Source organism: Maritalea porphyrae, assembly GCF_027213965.1.
Lineage (GTDB): Bacteria > Pseudomonadota > Alphaproteobacteria > Rhizobiales > Devosiaceae > Maritalea > Maritalea porphyrae_A.
Genome location: NZ_JAPWGX010000004.1, coordinates 146,620 through 169,264, shown reverse-complemented (window position 1 = coordinate 169,264; position 22,645 = coordinate 146,620). Strand labels below are relative to the sequence as shown.

At 49.5% G+C, this 22,645-nt stretch carries 21 protein-coding genes; 18 read left to right on the top strand and 3 right to left on the bottom strand.

Translation table 11 applies throughout. The features are described from left to right. Positions 1–74 precede the first annotated feature (74 nt). Both O4H47_RS13700 and O4H47_RS13695 read right to left on the bottom strand, forming a co-directional pair. A complete protein-coding gene (locus O4H47_RS13700) occupies positions 75–1,229 on the bottom strand; it encodes an ABC transporter substrate-binding protein (protein ID WP_269394564.1) in 1,155 nt (384 codons plus the stop codon). Positions 1,230–1,492: 263 nt separating this feature from the next. Next, positions 1,493–2,611: a DUF4147 domain-containing protein gene (locus tag O4H47_RS13695; RefSeq protein ID WP_269394563.1), complete on the bottom strand. Its 1,119-nt coding sequence runs from the start codon at positions 2,609–2,611 to the stop codon at positions 1,493–1,495. 164 nt (positions 2,612–2,775) lie between these two features. On the opposite strand from O4H47_RS13695, the gene O4H47_RS13690 reads away from it, so the two are divergent. The 16 genes from O4H47_RS13690 to O4H47_RS13615 all read left to right on the top strand — a co-directional run bounded on the left by O4H47_RS13690 (position 2,776) and on the right by O4H47_RS13615 (position 20,780). After that, positions 2,776–3,813, top strand: a complete 1,038-nt coding sequence (locus O4H47_RS13690) for a TRAP transporter substrate-binding protein (protein ID WP_269394562.1) — start codon at positions 2,776–2,778, stop codon at positions 3,811–3,813. Between the two features lie 62 nt (positions 3,814–3,875). Next, complete coding sequence (locus O4H47_RS13685; RefSeq protein WP_269394561.1) at positions 3,876–4,436, top strand: TRAP transporter small permease subunit; 561 nt, start codon at positions 3,876–3,878, stop codon at positions 4,434–4,436. Then, positions 4,436–5,896, top strand: coding sequence for a TRAP transporter large permease (locus tag O4H47_RS13680; RefSeq protein ID WP_269394560.1), 1,461 nt, complete (start codon positions 4,436–4,438; stop codon positions 5,894–5,896). Before O4H47_RS13685 ends, O4H47_RS13680 begins: the two co-directional genes overlap by 1 nt. 85 nt (positions 5,897–5,981) lie before the next feature. Then, complete coding sequence (locus O4H47_RS13675) at positions 5,982–7,418, top strand: FCD domain-containing protein (RefSeq protein ID WP_269394559.1); 1,437 nt, start codon at positions 5,982–5,984, stop codon at positions 7,416–7,418. Positions 7,419–7,783: 365 nt separating this feature from the next. Further along, positions 7,784–8,965: a transporter substrate-binding protein gene (locus O4H47_RS13670; protein WP_269394558.1), complete on the top strand. Its 1,182-nt coding sequence runs from the start codon at positions 7,784–7,786 to the stop codon at positions 8,963–8,965. Further along, positions 8,962–9,561: an ANTAR domain-containing response regulator gene (locus O4H47_RS13665; protein ID WP_269394557.1), complete on the top strand. Its 600-nt coding sequence runs from the start codon at positions 8,962–8,964 to the stop codon at positions 9,559–9,561. Before O4H47_RS13670 ends, O4H47_RS13665 begins: the two co-directional genes overlap by 4 nt. Further along, positions 9,562–10,410, top strand: a complete 849-nt coding sequence (locus O4H47_RS13660) for an ABC transporter permease (protein WP_269394556.1) — start codon at positions 9,562–9,564, stop codon at positions 10,408–10,410. Next, entirely contained in the window at positions 10,410–11,330 is a 921-nt protein-coding gene (locus O4H47_RS13655) for an ABC transporter permease (protein ID WP_269394555.1), read from the top strand. The genes O4H47_RS13660 and O4H47_RS13655 overlap by 1 nt, the downstream gene beginning before the upstream one ends. Positions 11,331–11,370: 40 nt before the next feature. Further along, complete coding sequence (locus O4H47_RS13650) at positions 11,371–12,984, top strand: ABC transporter substrate-binding protein (RefSeq protein WP_269394766.1); 1,614 nt, start codon at positions 11,371–11,373, stop codon at positions 12,982–12,984. A gap of 16 nt (positions 12,985–13,000) precedes the next feature. Continuing rightward, positions 13,001–13,945, top strand: a complete 945-nt coding sequence (locus O4H47_RS13645) for an acetamidase/formamidase family protein (RefSeq protein WP_269394554.1) — start codon at positions 13,001–13,003, stop codon at positions 13,943–13,945. Between the two features lie 38 nt (positions 13,946–13,983). Beyond that, on the top strand, positions 13,984–15,744 hold the full coding sequence (locus tag O4H47_RS13640) for an ABC transporter ATP-binding protein (RefSeq protein ID WP_269394553.1): 1,761 nt from the start codon (positions 13,984–13,986) through the stop codon (positions 15,742–15,744). 370 nt (positions 15,745–16,114) lie between these two features. Further along, entirely contained in the window at positions 16,115–16,924 is an 810-nt protein-coding gene (gene phnC / locus O4H47_RS13635) for a phosphonate ABC transporter ATP-binding protein (RefSeq protein WP_269394552.1), read from the top strand. Positions 16,925–16,972: 48 nt separating this feature from the next. Then, positions 16,973–17,884 (top strand): phosphonate ABC transporter substrate-binding protein, encoded by a 912-nt coding sequence (phnD, locus tag O4H47_RS13630; protein WP_269394551.1) that lies wholly within the window; start codon positions 16,973–16,975, stop codon positions 17,882–17,884. Positions 17,885–17,956: 72 nt separating this feature from the next. Next, positions 17,957–18,850, top strand: a complete 894-nt coding sequence (gene phnE / locus O4H47_RS13625; protein WP_269394550.1) for a phosphonate ABC transporter, permease protein PhnE — start codon at positions 17,957–17,959, stop codon at positions 18,848–18,850. Continuing rightward, positions 18,847–20,163, top strand: coding sequence for a phosphonate ABC transporter, permease protein PhnE (gene phnE / locus O4H47_RS13620; RefSeq protein WP_269394549.1), 1,317 nt, complete (start codon positions 18,847–18,849; stop codon positions 20,161–20,163). The genes phnE (O4H47_RS13625) and phnE (O4H47_RS13620) overlap by 4 nt, the downstream gene beginning before the upstream one ends. After that, positions 20,163–20,780, top strand: a complete 618-nt coding sequence (locus O4H47_RS13615) for a chloramphenicol acetyltransferase (protein ID WP_269394548.1) — start codon at positions 20,163–20,165, stop codon at positions 20,778–20,780. The genes phnE (O4H47_RS13620) and O4H47_RS13615 overlap by 1 nt, the downstream gene beginning before the upstream one ends. Before the next feature lie 17 nt (positions 20,781–20,797). Here O4H47_RS13615 and phnF read toward each other — a convergent pair whose 3' ends face one another. Then, a complete protein-coding gene (phnF, locus tag O4H47_RS13610; RefSeq protein WP_269394547.1) occupies positions 20,798–21,514 on the bottom strand; it encodes a phosphonate metabolism transcriptional regulator PhnF in 717 nt (238 codons plus the stop codon). Positions 21,515–21,637: 123 nt separating this feature from the next. Here phnF and phnG point away from each other — a divergent pair, with 123 nt between their 5' ends. Continuing rightward, the gene (gene phnG / locus O4H47_RS13605; RefSeq protein WP_269394546.1) at positions 21,638–22,078 is read left to right on the top strand and encodes a phosphonate C-P lyase system protein PhnG; all 441 of its coding nucleotides are present in this window, start codon (positions 21,638–21,640) and stop codon (positions 22,076–22,078) included. Then, complete coding sequence (gene phnH, locus O4H47_RS13600) at positions 22,078–22,644, top strand: phosphonate C-P lyase system protein PhnH (protein ID WP_269394545.1); 567 nt, start codon at positions 22,078–22,080, stop codon at positions 22,642–22,644. Before phnG ends, phnH begins: the two co-directional genes overlap by 1 nt. The last annotated feature ends 1 nt before the right edge of the window (position 22,645 follow it).

Here is a 22,645-nt window from a genome sequence, read left to right as displayed (position 1 = left end):
GCGCCCCCAAACACTGAAAGCACTCGGAAACCATTGGACCAGTTTTGACCTGATTGTAGGGTTAGACCAGCCGGTCATTGGCCAATGTTCCGTAGCTCATTTTCAGCTTGTGCCAGCAGCTCGTCAGCTTGGCGTTGCCAGTTTTGCTGGAACACTTTTTGTTCCGCAGTATTGGGCGCATATCGTGCACCCGGACCGGGCATTGGACTTGGTTGCATTGTTGCGATCTGGTGTTCGCTGATCGGCATCGTCAACAGGAAAGACTTTGCCCTGTTTAAACTTTGAATGCTTTTTTTGTCTAGTTTCAAACGCTTCTCTAGGCTTCGAATTTTGTGCCAGACGGTGCGCCGACGGCTAAATTGATTGGTAACGAACTGATCAAAAATCTCATTGACCATCCAATATCGCCTCGCAGCAGTATTTGGATCATAACTTGCCCAGCTAAGCTTGAGCGCCGCTTCAAGTGAAGGATAAGAAGAATAGCTCAACGTTTGCCGCAGTTCTTTGTCAATCGGTATACGGTTCAAATCCGGCGAGAGCAAGATTTGCTGGCCCTCACGCGAAAGAACAAACGCCACAAATTCGTCGGCAAGCGCTGGCGCAGCGCCGTTGCGCAGTTTGGCTATTCTTGCTGGAACAAGCATGACAGGGCGGCCATATCGAAACGCAATATCAGGCTCGGAGATGGCAAGAAAATCAATACTTAGCCCAATGTCGAACCGGCCGGATTTTAAACCATCGATCACCCCAAAACTGCGCGACGTGATCGTCGCAAAATTTGAACTTAGCGCGAGCAAATACTCCCATCCCTCTTCCCACCCTCTATCTTGCAAAAATTGCTCCAACAAAAGATGTGTCGTTCCCGATCGTGAAGGACGCGCAATTCCTATCCTCCCTTCATATTTCTCGTCCAACAAATCATTCCAGCTTTGTGGCGGCACATCCATGTTGCCTTTGCGCCAGCTCCAACCCAACGACGACAGGGCAAAGGCATGATGTGTTTCACCTTCAATCGGCGCGAGGTGGTCAAAAGTCTCCAGCATGTCAAATGCTTCTGGTGACGACGCCCAAAAAAGATCAAACCCGCGCTTGTTGCCTAGAGATATTTCACCCAAAGCGTGGTTGGTGTTTTTGTTCAGAACCAAGACTTTTGTGTGTGGATTCAGTGCTTCGAACCGCTGAACATAGGGAGCAAAAACCCGTTCGGACATCGACGTTAGGATACGCAAAGTGCGGTCTTGCGTTATAGAATTACCCTGCGTGTACGCAGCGGAGCTCAACGCCAACGTGATGCACATTATCAGAGCTAAGCGGAGAAAACGAACAATGGCCATTCTTGCTTTTTATATCGAAAGGCATTGTGAAGACAATCTGAATTCACGTTTCCACTTTAAGAACAAATTGTCCCCTGCATTTCCAAACGTCTTATTGTCAAATCTGCGGGAAGGCGCAATTTCCAGATCAAAATGGTCTCTTTGCGCAGTCATTTGCTCTATGATTTTAAGACAAGCCCCAAGTCCATCACGTTGGTGCCGGTCGGCCCTGTATGAAGAGTTGAGCCCACGGCATCAAGGAACGCGCCAGAATTTGCTTGCCTGATCGCACTATCGCCGCCGGGTGCCGAGCGGAATGTTTCGCAATCGACAAGCGCGCCCGCATATTTGGTTGGGCCATCTGTCCCATCAGTGCCTGCAAAAAGCCCTTGTACATTGCTTTGGTCAGCAATGGCCTGCGCAAATCTTAAAGCAAGGCATTGGTTTCGTCCCCCAATTCCAGGGTTCGAAGGGAGCCGAACGGTGCTTTCGCCGCCCCAGATATAAAGACCACATGGACCTGTTTCTATTCGATTGGCTAACTTCAGCGCCAAATCACCCACATCTGCATAAAGATTCTCAACGTTCTCAATAACCCGAAGGCCAAGACGTTTCGCTTCAGCCTCAACAGCAGCGCGCGCAATTTGGTTTGATCCAACAATTCGCGAGTGAAAATCAAAACGAGGGTTCAACGCGCAAGATCCAATACCTGAACCAATGGTATCTAGCGCATCACCTTGGACGTCGGAAATATACAAAAGCTCAACCTCCCTACCTGGAAAGTGAGGCAAGAGCTGCCCGCCTTTGATTGCTGATATCGCTGTGCGGTCTTGATTGATCGTTAGAATATCTTCTCCACTTGCCAACGCATTGCGATTGAGAGCTTGCAAATCTTTCTCGGTAAATTCTGGCTTTAACAATTCGACAAGCGACGACGCTCCGCCGGACAACAAAAATAGAAGGGTAGATTCTTGTGGGCGAGAACAAACCCAATCAAACACTCGTTGCCCGGCGTGAAGACTGGCCCCATCCGGGATCGGATGAGCAGCCTCCAATGCCTCAATACGGGGATCAGCAAATTGGCTGGAACCATGCCCATATTTTGTAACCATCAAAGCATTTTCAAAATTTGGAAGTGCTGCCATCGCCCCTTCCAACATCGATGCAGCAGCCTTTCCAACCGATAAAATTGAAACAGGGTTGCAAATCTTGGACTGCACCAACGCATCAAAAACACAAGGTTCACCCAGAACGGCCTGAACCCCCACATTGAAAAGCTGTTTTAACGTCTGTTGCATCTCAGGAACCTTTGCATTTTTGCCAGCAAGTAGCCTAATCAAGCAGTCCATTCAAGCTAAAAATGTCAAATTTGGCATAATTAAAATACCAAAATAGCAAATAATTATTTACACAATGCATTATTTGGTCTAAATGACGAACCATTGTTAACATGGGAGGTACTATGAAAAATCTCGTAATTGCAGCAGCAATGTCTGCTATTTGTCTAACCGGCACAGCCATCGCAGAACCAGTGAAGCTGAAGATGGGTTCATCATTCCCATCCTCACAACCGTTGCTGGGCACTTCTGGCGTTGATTTTGCAAAAACGGTAACCGCCATCACCGGTGGCGATGTCCAAGTGAAATTCTATGAACCGGGCGCATTGGTTCCCGCATTTGAGATTCTGGACGCTGTGGGTTCGGGCACCATCGATGCGGGCTGGGCAAATCCCGGCTATCACACAAAAAATGACATCGCTTTCGCATTGTTTTCCGCTGTGCCATTTGGACCTCGTGCCAGCGAATATGCCGCATGGATGTTCTATGGTGGTGGATCGGAAATGCTGAATGAGAAGCTTTACAGCAAGTTCAACGTTCATTCAGAAATCTGTGGTGTTTCCCCCCCTGAAACAGCCGGCTGGTTCCGCAAAGAAATCAATAACCTGGATGAGTTGAAAGGCATGAAAATGCGTTTCTTCGGCCTTGGCGCGCGTGTCATGCAAAAACTCGGTGTTGATACTCAACTGTTGCCGGGCGGCGACATTTATCCCGCTCTAGAACGGGGCACAATTGATGCAACTGAATACTCTATGCCCGCCGTGGATGAAAACGCAGGTTTTTATCAGTTGGCAAAATACAACTACTTCCCAGGCTGGCACCAGCAGTCAACATTGCAGGACTTCATCATCAATCTAGATATCTGGAACGGTATGAGTGATGGTCAGCGCCTTGCAATTCGCACTGCCTGCCGCGCGTCCTTTACCAACATGTTGGCCGAAGGTGAGGCCATCAATGGTGCTGCACTGACCCGTCTGCAAAATGATCACGGTGTGAACATTCGCCAGTGGAGTGATGAACAATTGGCCGTGTTTGAAGAAAACTGGGCGGTGGTGGCAGAAGAGCTGCAAAAAGAATCTGCAACCTTCGCAGAAGCTTGGTCAGCGCTTCAGGAGTTCCGTTCAGAATACAACGTTTGGAAATCAAACGCCTACTTGAAATAGTTCCCTCCAAACTTTGGGCCGACTGCACAAGCGGTCGGCCCATTTTTGTCCCAGAGAGTTTCATGCTGAAAACAATTACGAGAACGATCGACAGGCTGCTTTGGCTTGTGGCTCACTTTGGTGCGCTGGCAATGACGGCGCTCGTCCTAATAACTGTCTATGACGTGTTGACTAGATATTTCGGAATACCGAAATTCGCCGGATTGAACTCCACCATGCTGCAAGAATCTGAGTTTTGGGCCCACACCGTTTTGTTCGCCACTTTTCTAGGATTTGCATTGGTCAAGCAGGCGCACGTGCGCATTGATTTGGTGCGTGACACGCTGCCAACACGCGTCAAATATTTTGTTGAAATGGCTGGCTTACTGTTTTTGCTGATGCCGTTTTCAGTTTTTGGTTTCATCTACAGCTTGCCTTATGTGGTGCGTTCTTTTGCCACAAATGAAATCTCATCATCAACAGTTGGCCTTAGCAATGTGTGGCTCCTTAAAGGCATGTTATTAGTTATGTTTTGTTCCCTCTTCTTCGCTGGTCTTTCGCAACTTCTCAAATGTATCGACGGATTGTTGGGCAATCTCAATGAAGCCGAAGAGCAAGCCGTTATTGGCGGGGGACACGAATAATGATCGTCGATATTTTACCGCTTTTGATGTTTGCAGCACTGGCGCTGCTTCTGTTCTCTGGTTTTCCTGTTGCCTTTATTCTTGCCGGTGTGGGCTTAGCGTTCGCACTGATCGCCATTCAAATCGATCCTTGGCTGTTCGATTGGCAGCAATTCAATGCAATTCCCGTGCGCATTCACGGGGCGATCTCTGAAAACCTGATACTGACTGCAATTCCCATGTTTATTTTTATGGGTACGATGTTGGAAAAGTCTGGTGTTGCAAAGGACCTTTTGAACTGTTTGCAAGTTTTGTTACGGCGCGTTCCAGGTGGGCTAGCGCTCTCAGTGGTCATTATGGGGACCATCCTTGCGGCAACAACCGGCATAATCGGCGCCTCAGTCATTATGATGTCGCTGCTCGCACTGCCCGTTATGATGGAAAAGGGCTATTCGCCCTCCCTCTCGTCCGGAGCAGTCGCCGCGTCGGGAACCTTAGGCATTCTTATTCCCCCCTCGATCATGCTCGTCATCATGGCAGATCTGCTCTCAAAGTCCGTTGGAAACTTATTTGTTGCAGCGCTTTTTCCTGGTCTGATGCTGGCTAGCTTTTATGTCATCTACATTATCATTGCCTGCTGGCTGAAACCCGAGCTTGCGCCGAAACTAGATGCAAAAGTCGGCCCAAAAACCAAAACCGCATTGATAGCCATGGTTTTCCGCTCTTTTGTGCCACCGGTTGTGCTGATTTTTATTGTCCTTGGATCAATTCTAGGAGGCTTAGCCACCCCAACAGAAGCGGCAAGCGTAGGCGCATTCGGTGCCGTTTTATTGTCTGTCGTCAACATCGTTATCCTGCCTGCACTTGGCATAAAGCCCATTGAATTTGAAAAAGAAAACCCCGATGCCAACAAGACAGAAACAACACTAGGGCAACGCATAAAGCAATTTGGCTTTACCCTTTATGATGTGGTCATGCGTTCCGCGCTAACCAACGCCATGATTTTTGGAATTTTCATTGGCGCTACCCTGTTTGCCTTCGTTTTCCGTCAAATCGGCGGTGAAGAAGTCGTCGTACACCTGTTTGATAGCTTGGGATTAGATTCTTGGGGCGTGTTGTTCGCTTTGATGGGACTTGTATTTGTCTTGGGGTTTTTCTTTGACTGGATCGAAATCACCCTGATTGTACTACCCGTTTTCGCGCCCATTATCGCTGGTTTAGACTTCGGCGATCATCTGGCCAAAGTAGATGTGGTTTATTGGTTTGCAATTTTGATGGCGATAAATCTGCAAACAAGTTTTCTAACACCACCATTTGGATTTGCCCTATTTTATCTAAAAGCGGTCGCCCCGCCACAGGTGAAAATCCAACACATTTACAAAGGCATAATTCCATTCGTCCTGTTACAACTTTTGGGTCTAATCATGGTCATGCTCTTTCCAGAAATTGCCTTGTGGTTGCCAAGGGTCATGCTAGGGTAACTGAATTGAATCATTTGCCAGTTCTAGCTATGTCAATCCGATCACGCGTCAGCGCGAAAAAACAATGTGACCGAGGTGGTTTCTCATGACATTTCCTTCTCTGTCGTTTCCCAGTATCGGCGAAATTGTTGAAGATCGGTTGGAATTCCTAATTCTTGCTGGTGTGTTTCGACCTGACGACCTGATGCCATCTGAAAGGAAACTCGCAGAAGAGTTTAACGTTTCACGTGCGGCGGTGCGGACAGCTCTTTCACGGTTGCGTGCAAAAAAACTCATCAAGAAGACCAAATCCACCCATCAGGTATCGGTTTCCATTGCTGATGATTTGGTGGCAAAATTGAGCGATGCCGGCACCGAAAACCCGCTTGAGCTTTTACGGTTGTGGTGGTTCCTCTTGTACGATCTTCGCCGGTTTATCGTCTCCAGGCCAACAGAGTTGGACAATCAGCGAATTGAAGAGGCAGTACAACTCGCCATTGACACAATCAAAAGCAACAAGGTCAAAAAGCGGTTTGCAGCATTGAAGGAACTCTCCATCAGATTGTCCGAAGCGAGCTACAACTTCTGCTGCATGCAGGCGATGGCTGCCTGCTTGGTTTCCGCGGAACCATTGTTGGTTAGTTTGCTAGAGAACCTTGGTGCCAACAACAAGGAGGTCTGGGTCGACCAACTCAGCAGGCTGAGCGTCAACGGGTCACAAAACACAAATATAAACTTGCATTTTTTTGATGATCATCGCCTGCATAATTTCGATCATTCGGTTGCCTTGCCCACAACTGGCTCTGTTGAAATCGCCAATGCGAGTGCGGAATCGGTTTTGGCATTACGCGAGTATATTTCTAACGGCGATGTTGCAATTGGCGAAGCGCTTCATCCATCGCGGTCGCTTGCAGAACAGCTCAAAATATCTGAGGATTCCTTGCAGCATGCAATTGTGGAATTGAAGGCTCTGGATGTGCTTGCGGCTGACGCTCAGGGCCAAATCAGGCTGGTCTCTTTTACGCCCAAACTGCCATTTGATTCACTGGTCGAAAGCATCCTCGCCCAACCCTATGCAATTGAAAGCGTGTTCGATTTCCGAATTTCGATCGAATGTGAAATCGTTGCATCAGCGGCAAGAAATGCCACCCCTCAACAGCTTTCTAAAATCGAAGAGATCGTGAACAAAATGGGAGAGGTCTGCAATACCGATTACAAAGAGTTCGCAAGACTCGACAGCGCTTTTCATAAGCTGCTGGCGCATTCTGCAGAAAGGTCTTGTCTTTCCGCGCTTTATGAGGGTTTTGCCCCAATACTGACCAAAGTCACCCAACATTGGCTCAGCAAACATAGGGTAAGGCAGGGCGACAACATGCGGATACACTTACAACACGTTGAAATCGCAAACGCCATTTCGACGAAAAACCCAACGCTTGCGACACAAGTTATGCGCTCGCACTTGGAGTATGTACTCACAAGCCTGACTGAATTTGAAAGACGCACCCATTTTGAGCAAATAGCGGAACTACGACAGCACATCTAGCAACAGCCGCTTTTATGTATGACGGCACTCAAATGTTCTAGGTTTACGGCATTGACACAAAGGCACTTCCTGAACGCGCACGTAATGGTCGAACGCGTCAAAACAAAGCGAAAATGAGGCTTTGGATTGAATGAAGCTACCGCATGGGGCAGATTCAAATACAGAGATCATGCATTCGAAAAAAACACCAACACATTGAAATTTAAGAACAATAATTGAACCAATCCGTTTTGGTCCAACCCATTGACACAATTCAATTGCTAGATTAACGTCTAACCAACATCATAATTAGGCAACGTCGCCCCATCATCAAGCTCAGCAAATCGCTGCGTTTGATTGTGGGGTTTTTTCGTTTGGGGGCATGGATGACAGTCAATATTCCAATAGGGCTTTTGTTTTCAGTTTCAGGTACTGACAAGCGCATCGGAATAGATGCGTTAGACGGTGCCTTAATGGCGTTAGAAGAAGTGAACGCGGACCCAAGCTTTGACTTTCAGCTTAAACCAGTCATCCGAGATCCAGGGGATAGCCTCTCTCTGTTTCACAAATTCGCTGAAGAAATGATGGGCGAATTGGGCTGCCGCCAAGTAATCGGCACTGTCACGTCGTCATCACGCAAAGAGGTCATACCGGTAGTTGAAAAGCACGATGCACTGCTCTGGTACTGCTGCCCTTATGAAGGCTTTGAAAGCTGCGAGAACGTAATCTATATCGGTTCCACCCCAAGCCTGCATATGGTGCCATTGTTTGAACATGTGATCCCAAGGTTCGGAGCGAACGCCTATATTGCGGGCTCAAACTATATTTGGGGATGGGAAACCAGCCGGGTAGCGCGTGAATTGATAACGGCCTGTAATGGCTCGGTGATCGGTGATCGATTCATTCCGTTGGGGTCCGAAGATATTGAACACCTGATCGAAGAAATTGAAGCGAAGCGCCCAGATTTCGTTCTGAATAACCTCATTGGCAATTCTAGTTATGCGTTCTTTGACGCCTACCACAAATTGGGCCAAAGGAAATCGGCATTTTTGCCTGAAAACACGCCAATTGTGAGCTGCAATATTGCAGAATGTGAAATCGACAGCATTGGGGTGCAAGCGCTCACTGGGCATCTAACGACTGCTGTTTATTTTGAGAACCAATCAAACGCGGAAAACAAAGAAATGATCGGCGCCGTTCGCGCACGATATGGTCAAAACCGTCGCTGTTCAAATTATTTGGTGTCAAATTACACGGCCATCAAAATGCTGGCAGCCGCAATACGGGACACGGGCTCCGACAAAATCGCAGATGTACGCCCAAATTTGCTGGCGCGACACTTCCAAACCCCATTAGGACCCCTCAAGATTGACAACCTGACCAACCACGCTGCATTGCGGCCGGGGGTCGGCCGTTTTGATGGTGAAAACGGCTTTGAAATTGTCGCTGCAGCTGACGAACTTGTTGCCGCCGATCCGTATTTTGTTGATTTTGATGCCCTTGATTTTGCCAGGGCAATTTCTGCAAACGGTGCATCTAAAGTGCAGCATCTAAAGGTGGTAAAATGAACACCATCATCACCCCCAATTTTAGAGGTTGGCGCGCGCTCATAGTACACCGGCAGAGTGAGAATGTTGACCGGCTTGTGCGGCAACTCTCACGTCTAGGCATGGATTGCGAACAAGTTTGGCCCAAACTCGTCCAACTATCAGACGCTGATGTAGTCTTTTTCGATGGCGATAACGGCTTTGATGGACTTTTCCCTTGGCCGGAAGGTCATGCACCCGTGCCTATGGTTGCCCTGCTTGGCTCTGAAGCTCCGGGGCGTCTGGAATGGGCATTACGCCAAGGGGTGTCGGCTCATTTGCTTAAACCAATTGGCTCCGGTGGCGTATTTTCCACCCTGGTTATTGCAGTTTCCAATTTCACCCAACAGCAAATGCTGGCTCACGAAATAGCTAAGTTGAAAACCAAAGCCCGTCTTCGACCGAAAGTGGTCCGCGCAATTCTATCGGTTATGCAATCGCACAGCCTTGATGAAGACGCCGCCTATGCTTTCATCCGATCCGAGGCGATGCAACGGCGCCAGTCGGTGGAGGATTTGTGTGAATCTGATTTTTTTAGACCGTCCAATCCGCGCGGACAAACACGAGTAAAAAACTAAATGTCTGTTCTCAAGCAACTTTTGGCCCGCCCACTCGCGCTTTTTGGGTTCCTGATTGTATCTATCACGGCGATATTTGCCCTTTTTGCACCTTGGCTCACCCCCTTCGCGCCAGAAGCGCAAATGTTCGACGGATTGACCATTGAAGGCGCACCTTTGCCGCCAAACGCGCAATTTTGGCTTGGCACTGATTTGCTGGGACGAGACCTGTTTTCGCGCCTGGTCTATGGCGCACAGACCTCTTTAATTATCGGCATTGTCGCCAATGGCGTTGCGGTATCACTGGGGGCTTTCGTTGGCATCGTTGCTGGTTTTTTCAGAGGGTGGATCGGGACCATTCTTATGCGGTTTACAGACCTGATGATGGCGTTTCCCGCGCTTTTGTTGGCCATTGTTTTAGCGGCCATTTTCAAACCAAGCCTGTGGATCGTTGCGCTGGTCATTGCGATGGTGAATTGGGTGCAAGTGGCTCGGGTGATTTTTGCCCAAACCGTTTCGCTTTCCGAGCGCGATTTCATTGTCGCAGAACGCTCAATCGGCGCCAGTTCACCCCGAATTTTGTTCCATCACATACTGCCCCATATGGTGCCCACATTGTTGGTGTGGTCCACATTGGGGATAGCAACAACCGTGCTGCTTGAAGCCACTCTAAGCTATCTGGGCATTGGCGTTCAGCCACCCATTCCAAGTTGGGGCAACATCATTTTTGAAAACCAAACCTATTTCACATCCGCGCCTTGGCTGGTGTTTGTTCCCGGCGGCGCAATCGTTCTGCTCGCCCTTGGCTTTAATCTTATCGGAGACGCCCTGCGGGACATTTTGGACCCAACTTTGAAGGGCAAAAGCTGATGTACGCTTATCTGTTCAGACGTGTTTTGCAAGCGGCGCTAATCTTGTTGGGCGTAAGCTTTATCACTTTTACCCTGCTCTATTTGGTACCCGCGGATCCGGCACGTCAAATTGCCGGACGCAGCGCGACCGCGCAAACAGTTGAGAACATTAGGGTTCAACTGGGCCTCAACCTTCCGTTTTATGAACAATATTGGCGATATCTCACCAGCTTGTTGCAAGGGGACTTTGGACGTTCTTATTTGCAGAAATCTGAAGTCGGCGAGCTGATTGCAGCACGGCTGCCCGCCAGCCTTTTGCTGATGGTGTCGGCCATCTTTACCGAACTTGTTTTCGGCGTCCTGATTGGTGTGGTTGCGGCAATTAAACGCGATAGCTGGCTCGACAAAGTCTTGATGGTGCTCTCCTTTATAGGCGTTTCAGCGCCCCAATTTGTGGTCGGCATTCTGCTGCTCTATGTATTTGCAGTGCAATTGCAATGGTTCCCAATTGGCGGCTACGGCACCTTCGCCCACCTTGTTTTACCCTCGCTCACCCTGGGCGTTTTGGGCGCGGGCTGGTACTCAAGAATGATGCGCTCGTCGCTTATTGATGTGCTCACCCAAGACTATATCCGCACAGCCAAAGCCAAAGGCATGCCAAGCGTGCGGGTGATTTTTCGCCATGCGCTACCCAATGCCCTTTTGCCCATCATTGCAATGATCGGCATTGATATCGGCTTTTTCATGAGCGGCATTGTCGTCGTGGAGAGTGTTTTTGGTTGGCCGGGCATTGGCCAACTTGCATGGCAAGCCATTCAGCGCATCGATATTCCCATCATCATGGGCGTCACCTTGGTGTCGGCGTGCGCCATTGTGCTTGGCAATCTGGTGGCAGACTTGGTTGCCCCATTTGTCGATCCTCGGATCAAACTCAAATGATCAACAACTTCAATCAATTCCTTGGGAGGAAAATATGAAACTGAAGAATAGTCTATTTGCCGGCGTTGCAGCTTGCGCGTTACTGCTCGGGGGCACCACGGCCTTTGCCGACAACCACACGGGCGGCTCCATCACTGTCTCTTACAAAGACGATGTGTCCACGCTCGATCCAGCCATCGGCTATGACTGGCAAAACTGGTCCATGATCAAAAGCCTTTTTGACGGACTAATGGATTATGCGCCCGGCACCACGGACCTAGTGCCAGACCTTGCCACTAGCTATTCCATTTCCGACGATGGAATGACCTATACGTTCAAACTTAAGCCAGGCGTCAAATTCCACAATGGTCGCGAAATGACCGCAGCCGATGTTAAATATACGCTGGATCGGGTGGTGAACCCGACAACACAAAGCCCCGGTGCTGGTTTTTTTGCTGCCATTGTCGGTTTTGATGCCGCATCAGCTGGCGAGGCAGACGGTCTTTCAGGCGTCGAAGCGGTCGATGACCTGACCGTAAAGATTAGCCTTTCACGTCCAGATGCCACCTTCTTGCACGTGATGGCGCTCAACTTCGCGCATGTGGTGCCAAAAGAAGTTGTCGAAGAGCACGGCGCAGATTTTGGCAAACACCCAGTGGGTACTGGTGCTTACAAAATGACCGATTGGACATTGGGCCAACATGTTGTTTTTGAGCGCAACCCAGATTACCACATCCAAGGTTTGCCAAAACTCGACCAAATCACTTTTGAAGTTGGTCAAGAGCCAATCGTGGCATTGCTCCGCTTGGAACGTGGCGAAATCGATATTGCTGGTGATGGTATCCCACCTGCAAAATTCCTTGAAGTCATGGGCAACCCAGATTTGGAAAGCAACATTGTTGAAGGCAGCCAACTACATACTGGCTACATCACGCTCAACACGCAAATGGCGCCTTTTGATAACCTCAAAGTTCGCCAAGCCGTCAATATGGCTGTGAACAAAGATCGCATCATCCGCATCATCAATGGCCGTGCAGTGCCAGCAAACCAACCTTTGCCGCCACTAATGCCTGGTTATGACAAAGACTATGAAGGCTTCAAATTTGACCCAGATGCCGCAAAGGCGCTGCTCTCAGAAGCTGGTCTTGCCGACGGTTTTACAACAGAACTATATGTTGCAAACACTGATCCTCAGCCACGTATCGCCCAAGCCATTCAACAAGATTTGGCCAATATCGGCATAAAAGCTGAAATCAAATCACTGGCCCAAGCCAATGTGATTGCGGCCGGTGGCGAAAAAGACCAAGCCCCAATGATTTGGTCTGGCGGTATGGCATGGATTGCCGACTTCCCCGATCCATCTAACTTCTACGGACCGATTTTGGGCTGTGGCGGCGCAGTGCCGGGCGGCTGGAACTGGTCTTGGTATTGTAATGCTGAAATCGACAAACGCGCGATTGCAGCTGATGCGATGGCCGACCCATCTCAAGCTGAGGCACGGATTGAAGCGTGGAAGAAAATCTTCACCGATATCCAAGATGAAGCCGCTTGGGTGCCCATATTCAACGAGCAGCGTTTCACTATTCGGTCAAGCCGCTTGGATGGTCCAGAAGGCATCTTCGTCGATCCTGTGCATATTCCAGTGCACTATGATCACGTTCACATCTCTGAATAGGCACAGGGAAAACAATATGTGTAATGCACCGGATTATACAATCCATCGGCATCACCATCATTTCGGCTGGGACAATTCAATTGTCCCAGTTGAAACGGTTAAGCCGGGAACAACTCTAGAATTTGAATGCATAGATTCATCAGGCGGTCAAATAACGCCCGATAGCAAAACTGATGATATTGCAAAGTTAGACTTTGAAAAAATCAATCCTGTTTCGGGCCCAATCTATATCGATGGCGCCGAACCAGGCGACGCCGTAAAAGTCAGCATTGAAGGGTTTGGCCCTTCTGGTTTTGGTTGGACCGCAAATATTCCAGGCTTTGGCTTGCTTGCAGATCAGTTCAAAGAACCTGCCCTGCATCTTTGGCACTATGACAAAGACAAATTGGGCACCTCAGCTTATGGCGCCGGTGGCCGGGTGCCGCTAAAGCCTTTCCCCGGCACAATCGGGTTAGCGCCAGCGGCCACAGGGCTACATTCGGTTGTGCCCCCAAGACGCATGGGTGGCAATCTTGACATTCGCGACCTCGCTGCGGGTACCGAACTCTATTTGCCTGTCGAGGTTGCAGGCGGCTTATTTTCAATTGGCGATACCCACGCCGCGCAAGGTGATGGCGAAGTCTGCGGCACCGCAATAGAAAGCCGCATGAATGCCATCGTCACATTGGACTTGGTCAAAAACGCCGATCTTAAAATGCCCCGCTTTACCACCCCCGGTCCTGTTACAAACCATTTGGACCAAAAGGGATATGAAGTAACCACAGGCATTGGCGAAAGCTTGATGCAAGGTGCTCGAGATGCCTTAAGCGGCATGATCGATTTGCTTTGCAAACAACACAATATGAATGCTGTCGACGCCTACATGCTGTGCTCAGTTTGTGGTGACTTGCGCATTTCAGAAATTGTGGATCAGCCCAATTGGGTCGTGTCGTTCTATTTTCCACGCATTGTATTTGAATAAGCAAAAGCGGCATAACCGCTTGAAAGGTGAACAGGCATATGAGCCAGCACAAGTCGCCCATACTGGATGTCCAAGACTTATCAATATCTGTTAAAACGGATGCTGGTGAAAAATCAGTCGTGCGCAACTTTGCCTACCATGTGAATGCCCAAGAAACATTGTGCATCGCAGGCGAGTCTGGCTCAGGCAAGTCCATATCCTCTTTGGCAATTATGGGGCTTTTACCAAAAACATCTGCTCGCGTCTCAAGCGGCAAGGCCATTTTGGACGGCACCGATTTGTTGCAACTGCCAGAACAGCAGATGCAACATATTCGTGGCAATGATATCGCCATGATATTCCAAGAACCCATGACATCCCTTAACCCCGTTATGACCATTGGCGATCAGCTGCGCGAGGTGCTGCGCTTCCACAAATCAATGCAGGGCGCTGCCGCCAACAAACATGCATTGGAGATGCTGGAAGCGGTGCGGCTTTCAGAGGCCAAGAAACGACTTGATCAATATCCGCATGAACTGTCCGGGGGCATGCGGCAACGGGTTATGATTGCGATGTCGCTTTTGTGCAGCCCAAAAGTCTTGATTGCTGATGAACCAACAACTGCGCTTGATGTCACCATTCAAGCGCAGGTGCTAACGCTGATGAAAGAATTGCAGCGCGAGTTTGATACAGGTCTGATTTTGATAACCCACGATATGGGCGTCGTTGCTGAAATGGCCGACCGTGTCTTGGTAGTCAATCAGGGAGAAATGGTTGAAATGGGCGACGTAAACTCCATTTTTCACGCCCCAAAAGCAAGCTATACACAAAAGCTCATATCTGACCTCCCAAAATTAGGATCCATGGCGGGGATAGAACCCACACCAACCGCAAAGGTTGGCCAAACCACAATTCCCGTTCTTGATGTTCAAGACCTAACGGTGCGTTTTGATATCGCGGGTGGACTATTGCAACGCACCATAAAACGGGTGCATGCAGTTGAAAAAGTCAGCTTCCAATTGCAGGCGGGCGAAACACTTTCGCTCGTTGGAGAAAGTGGATGCGGAAAATCCACGACGGGGCGCGCATTGCTCAATTTGGTCGATTGGCAAGGACGCATATACGTGGAGGGCGAAGACCTACGCATTTCGCACAAGCGAAATCAGCTCGCGGCTCGTCGGAAAATTCAAATGATTTTCCAAGATCCCTATGCCTCGCTCAATCCGAGAAAAACAGTTGGTGAATTGGTGCAAGAACCACTCGTTATTCACAAAATTGGCAATGACATTGAACAAAAAGAGAAGACAGCTCAACTGTTTGAACGGGTTGGGTTGGACCCAATCCATCTAACCCGCTATCCGCATGAGTTTTCTGGCGGTCAACGACAGCGTGTCTGCATTGCGCGGGCGTTGGCACTGAACCCTAGAGTAATTGTAGCTGATGAGAGTGTCTCTGCGCTTGATGTCACCGTGCAAGCGCAAGTGTTGGATTTGCTAGCAGAACTGCAAGACGAGTTGGGGCTGTCCTATGTGTTTATCTCCCACGATATGGCTGTCGTGGAAAAAGTCAGTCACCGCGTGGGCGTGATGTATATGGGGCAAATTGTTGAAATTGGTGCGCGCGACAAAGTGTTTGAAAACCCACAACATGCTTATACAAAATCGCTGTTAGCTGCGGTACCAATTCCAGACCCTAAAAAGCGGAAGAAACGAAGCTTGATCAGTGGACTGGAAATACCCTCGCCCGTACACGAGCTTTCATTCAAGCCAACATTACTGAAACTGGTTGAAGTTGAACAAAACCACTTTGTCGCCATTTAGCGCCAAGAATAGATCCAACCCTCGAATTAAGCTGGCACCAGCGCGCACATGAGGCACTTGCTGTCCAATTCGCGATGAAACCAAAAATGCAGCACGCGGCAGCGGGGAAATGCTTTTTGGCCGACGAATTCAAACGAGACCCACTCAGGGCGCTGCATTCAAGCCCACTACAAATGCAACCCAATTGAAGCCTAGCACCAAATGATTTCCTAGTTTTACGCTACCAATCAACAACACATATCTTTTGTCAATTTCATTGTCGGTCGCTATCGAACGAGACAATTTTTCCACCGTCATAAAACAATCATCTATTTGTCAAGAAGTTGAAATCTGACATCAATAGTGTCTGCCCCTGATCAAAGGGGGCAATATGCTAAGCATTTCAGGTGTCACGAAGAAATTCGGAGACAAAGCAGCTGTAAACAATGTTAGTTTCCAAATCGACGAGCCAGCATTTATTGGCATCATCGGACGTTCGGGTGCTGGCAAGTCCACGCTATTGCGCACAATCAATCGGCTGACTGACGTCACCAGCGGTGAAATACAATTTGAAAACTCCTGCATTTCAAAACTAAAGCGCAACGACCGTCGTCGTTGGCAATCAGAATGCGCGATGATATTCCAACAATTCAATCTCGTGCCCAGAATGGATGTTGTTTCAAACGTCCTGCATGGCACCTTGAACAAGCGCTCGACACTGACAACTCTTTTCAACCTATATCCAACAGAAGATATCCATCGAGCAGTGGAGATCTTGGACAGGCTGGGCATTGCCGAGCATGCGCCCAAGCGCGCTGAAGCGCTCTCTGGTGGGCAGCAGCAACGGGTCGCAATTGCGCGAGCGCTAATGCAAGATCCAAAAATAATTCTGGCTGATGAGCCGATTGCAAGCCTTGACCCAATGAATGCACAAATTGTCATGGATGCACTGCGGCGTATCCATGAGGAAGATGGTCGTTTGGTTATAGCCAATCTGCACACACTCGATACGGCACGCCGATATTGTGACCGCGTTATCGGTATGCGTGATGGGGTGATCGTTTTTGACGGTCCTCCAGAAGAACTAACAACGGAAGCCGCTCGAGAAATCTACGACGCGGGTGACGACTTTTCTGAAGAAGCAACTTCAACCGAGATCGGTGTGCTTGATCGCACCGAAATGGTCGCCGCTGTCGCGTGACCAAAAATATGAAACGCTGGCGCTGCCACGTTCACAATGGAGAGAACCATGAAATCCACATTTACTGCAGCCCTTTTGGCTTTTTCTGCTTTGACGACCGGTGCTGTGGCATCTGACTCAATCACCGAATTTCGCATTGGCATCCTTGGTGGTGAAAATGCGCAAGACCGCATGAACAGCTATAGCTGCTTGCAAGAATATGCTGCTAACGAACTTGGCGTTCCAACAAAATTGTTCGCGCCTGCTGACTATAATGGCGTTATTCAGGGCCTGCTTGGCGGCACATTGGATATGGCATGGTTGGGCGCGTCTTCATACGCGGCTGTTTACTTGCAAGACCCAGAAGCTGTCGAGCCAGTTTTGGTCAAGATCAACCTTGATGGTTCTTACGGCTATCACTCAATTGGTTTTGCGCGCAAAGACGCTGGCGTTGAAAAACTTGAAGACCTTAAAGGCAAGGTTTTCGGTTTTGGTGACCCTAACTCAACAAGTGGCTATTTGATCCCTTCAATCGAAATTCCACAAGCAACTGGTTCTACGATGGAATCTGGCGACTATTTCGGCGAGGTGAAATTCACAGGCGGTCACGAACAAACAATCGTAGCTGTATTCAATGGCGACATTGACGGCGGTGTGACTTGGGCTGATGCACAGGGCGCATGGGAAGATGGCTATAATTCAGGCGCTCTACGCAAAGCTGTGGATGCTGGCCTTGTTGACATGAACGAACTTGTTCAGATCTGGAAGTCAAATGTGATCCCTGAAGGTCCTGTTGTTCTTCGCAAGTCACTTCCAGCAGACGTAAAAGCAAAAATGACTGCTTTGGTTGATGGTCTTCACGCGAAAGACCAAGACTGCGCCTATGGTGTCGCTGCTGGTGAGACACTTGGTTTCGACGCGATCACCCATGACGCGTACATCTCCGTAATCGAAGCTCGTAAAGCAAAAATCGGCGGCTAAAACCGCAAGCTTATTTTAGACAATGTCGGGGCTCTTCTTAAGAGCCCCGATTTTCATATCAGGAACTGGCAAATGTCTAATCCGAACTCCCAAGAACCAAATCCAAAACGCCCGCCACAAACGGACACAAAGATTGTCCAAGATAGCTACATGGCGATGGTACAGCGAAAGCGACTTTACGGCGGCATCGTTTTGCTGATCTTTGTTCTGATGATGGTGTCCGGTTTTATGGTCGCCGATTCACGAAACGCTGGCGGTTTTTGGGACGGACTTAAAAATGTTGGTGATTATCCTGCCGATGTGTTGAGCGAAGCGTGGGAGCAACGGGCTGAGTTGCCCGGTTATTTGTTCAAATTTTTGCCCGCGCTCATTGAAACAATCAATATCGCGGCAGTGTCAACTTTGGTTGGCGTTGTGGCAGGCTTCCTTTTAGCAATGCACGGCACTAGGGGGCTCGCTTACTTTCCGTGGGCAATTCCATTCGTGCGCCGTACCACCGATATTATGCGCGCCGTTCCCGAAATTGTAATCGCGCTACTGCTGATTTTTGTCCTTGGAGGCGGTCCAGTTCCCGCCGTAATTGCTATTGCCATACACACCGCAGGCGCGATTGGTAAGCTCTTTTCGGAAGTCGCGGAGAATGTCGATCTAAAGCCTGTTGAAGGGCTGAGTTCTGTCGGTGCGAACTGGACGCAGCGTGTTTTATTGGGCGTCCTTCCACAAGTCGCGCCAAACTTTCTCAGCTACAGTTTGCTGCGGTTCGAAATCAACATCCGCGCTTCAGCTATTCTTGGTTTTGTCGGTGCAGGAGGCCTTGGCTACGAACTGCGAAACGCCATGTCATGGGGGCCCGGTCTGTTCGACGAAGCGGCGGCCATATTCATTCTCTTGTTCGCCACCATCATCTTCTTTGATCAATTGTCTAGTCGCTACCGCAATCAGCTCGCTGAAGGGAAATCAGCATGACCGATATAAATGTGCAAACAATTCAGAGCCAGGCGGTCACATTAATTGAACGCAAAAAATTCGTCGCGATTGCCGTACCAATCGCAGCTTTGGTCTACTTCGTTTACATTGCATTTTCTTTTGACATCATTGGCCTTGCAGAACGCGCTCGGCTCGATAACGCGATTACTTTTGCGTCGGACAGCTGGAGCCATAAAGTTCACGTAACCAAATCTCATCGTTCTGGCGAAATCGACTACGCTATCGAGGGTGAACGCAAGGGGCGTTATCCAGAAGGCACTCGACCTGAATGGGTTTCTGGTAGGGAGATTATCAGTGTTGATCTGGGGGATGGGCATGTTGTGCGCTTCCTGCCGGATAATGCGATGGACTATATAATTCCTGGTTACGGGACGTTTGAAGCAAAATTCAATGGCAAAACTGTCGATACAAATCTTGGTGAAAACGTTCCTGATTGGATTAACGCAAGTGACCGTCGCGTTGCCCTAAAAACCTCCAATGGTCGGGTAACAATTACACGTTCAAAGACTGAGATTTTCCGATACTTCCCCGGCTGGGAGCTTTTCTTTTTCACACTGGACAGCCCTTACTACGGCAAGTCGATTGCAGATATTGTCTTTGGTCCACGATTAGATGAAGCGCGGCACAATATTGCGGGTGCTTGGTCAGATTTTTGGGGCAACCCGATGTGGCGACACAGCGACGTCCTTTGGGCGATCAGCGAAACTATTCTAATGGCATTTCTTGGCACGTTCGGCGCCGCGATCATAACTTTACCGCTTGCTTTCCTTGCAGCAAAGAAGTTTACGCCATTTAGGGCGTTACGCATGGCGATCCGACGTGTGTTTGATTTCTTGCGCGGCGTCGATGCCCTCATTTGGACCATTGTGCTTAGTCGCGCTTTCGGTCCGGGACCGCTAACCGGTGCTTTGGCAATTCTGATCACAGACACCGGCACGTTTGGCAAGATCTTCTCTGAAGCGCTAGAAAATGTGGATGACAAGCAGATCCAAGGCGTTTCCTCGACCGGCGCGAACCCGATACAAGGTTATCGATTTGGCGTTATACCGCAAGTTGTGCCGGTGCTGTTGAGCCAAGTTCTCTATTTCTTTGAGTCAAATACACGCAGCGCGACCATCATCGGTGCAATCACGGGCGGCGGTATTGGTCTCATGCTGACGCAGGCGATCCAAACCCAGAAGGATTGGGAGGAAGTTGGCTACTACATCATTTTAATCATCATCATGGTGATGTTCATGGACTGGGCGTCTGGTTTGTTGCGACGCCAGCTAATCAAGGGAGGTGAAAGTTGATGGCAAAGCTTAAGCCTCATCTGCCCCATATGGAAGAAAACTGCACAATCGTTGACAGTAGTTTTGGCGACTATGTTTCGATTGGGCGCGGATCACGATTGGTCAATGTCGACATGGGGGACTATTCGTACTGTGACCGATATGCGGATATGGCGAATGCAGTGATCGGCAAATTCGCAAATATTGCGTCTTCGAGCCGCATCGGCGCCACTGACCACCCGCTCAATGGTGCATCGCTGCATCATTTCATGTATCGCTCAAACGACTATTGGGACGACGCAGAGCGGGATGCAGATTTCTTCGCGCACCGCGCATCGCGCACGGCCCATATCGGGCACGACACTTGGATCGGGCATGGCGCAATGGTAAAGCCAGAGATCACCATAGGTCATGGCGCAGTCGTTGCGGCTGGGGCTTTGGTGACCAAAGATGTTCCTCCCTACATGATAGTTGCCGGCGTGCCTGCAAAGCCATTACGGGAGCGGCAGCCCAAAGACATCTCCGAGCGGTTGATGGCCTTAGCATGGTGGGACTGGTCCCACGAGAAGATACGTGCCTCGCTTGATGATTTCAGAAAGCTACCCGCCTTGGAATTCTTGGAAAAATATGGTGGCTAGCGGCACCAAGCATCGCCCTAGCTGTTTGCATGATCCAAGGTAATTGTGACCCGCTCACTGGCAAACCAGGCTTGGCCATATTCAACGGGAAATCCGGTTGTGTCCACGTTGATGGAGGTCGTGTAGAGCAAAGGCGCACCTTCACGTACCCGCAACTGGGCTGCTTGTGTTGCGTTCGCCAACGATGCGCTCACGCGCGTGGAGTGTCGAACATAGTCTTCTACACCGCATTCTCTTAGCGCGACTGTTATCGAGCCTTGAACCATGAGCGCTTTGTCAATCCCCACTAGACGCACCAATGGGAAATGGCTCTCGGCAATCAACAAGGGGGCCCCATCTGAAAAACTACGTCCGTGACACACACAAATCAGATCGCCCTCATTTACCTTCAAACGACCCATGTCCGCGCGTGTTGCTTTTCTGGTTTCAATCGAAAGGACTTCCCGCTTAGGTGTGTGCCCTGCAGCAATCAAATTATTGTGGAACCGCACCCGCTCCCCAATCGGATAATCGAGCGGCGGCGCCAACACAAAATAACCGGCACCCCGACGGCTGTGCACCACGCCATCTTCTAACAAATGCGACATGGCGTGTCTGATCGTATGGCGATTGACGCCGAACCTTTTTGCATAGGCTGCTTCGGTCGGCAGCTTCTGCCCTTCAACATATTCGCCGTTCGAAATCGACTGTCGAATTGCGTCTGCAATCGACTGCCAGAGCGGTGTTTGAGTCATCCAACTTGCCCCGTGTCACCAAAAATTCACAATTCTAAAGTTGCGCAAAAAGACGCAGTCAACCATAATGTGTATAGTTGTATAGTATTCTGACAATTTGTCTAGACGCGAAAGAAACTAGGGATGAATCAAGAGGACAGAAAAGAGTGGATGGGGCTTTTTGCCCGTGCGCCACAGGGCAAAGTTGCCGCTCTTTTAGCAAATGCAAATCTTGCCAGCGAATTCGAATGGCTGCGCAAACCAGAAATTGGAAGCGTGATGCTGCGGGGGCGCGCCGGCGCAGTGGGCGCACCGTTTAATCTGGGCGAAATGACAGTCACCCGCTGTTCTTTGCGCTTGCCAAATGGCGAAGTTGGCCATGGCTACGTGCAGGGTCGCGACAAAGATGCGGCACAATCCGCAGCCCTTGCCGATGCTCTGTTGCAGACAGATGCAGCGAGCGACATTTCACAGCAGATCTTGTTGCCCCTTAGAACAGCTGAATTTGAAAAGAAGAAAAATCGTGCCGAGAAAGCAGCCTCAACAAAAGTTGAGTTCTTTACGATGGCGCGGGGAGAAGACTAGTGCAGAATTCCTCTCTTGATGGTGGTTTTTCAAACCGAGAAATTGACGCCGCATACGCTTTTCGAGCGCTCATGAACGCGATGGCAAAGCCAGGCACGGTTGCTGATATAACAGGTGCAAGCGCACCTGCTCCATTATCTGCAGCCGCAAGTACGGCTTTGCTCACCCTATGTGACGCAGACACGCCGATATATTTGGCTGGTGAGTTTGATAATCAAGCCATAAAGGATTGGATTTCTTTCCATATTGGCGCGCCGATTTCTACACGCGAAAGTGCTCAGTTTGCGGTAGGGCGACTTAAGGACCTGCTTCCAATAGACGGGTTTCCTGTTGGCACGGCGGAATACCCTGATCGTTCAACGACGCTAATTGTTGAAATGGATGAATTATCCGAAAAGGGTTCTGTCCTTTCAGGACCGGGTATTAAAGACACCACTTGTTTCGGTTTGCCTGGCGACGTCGCCTTATTTCAGTCGAACAGCACCATGTTCCCACTGGGGCTAGATTTCATGTTTACCTCAGGCAGCAAAATCGCTGCCCTACCCCGTACCACAAAGGTTGCATAAC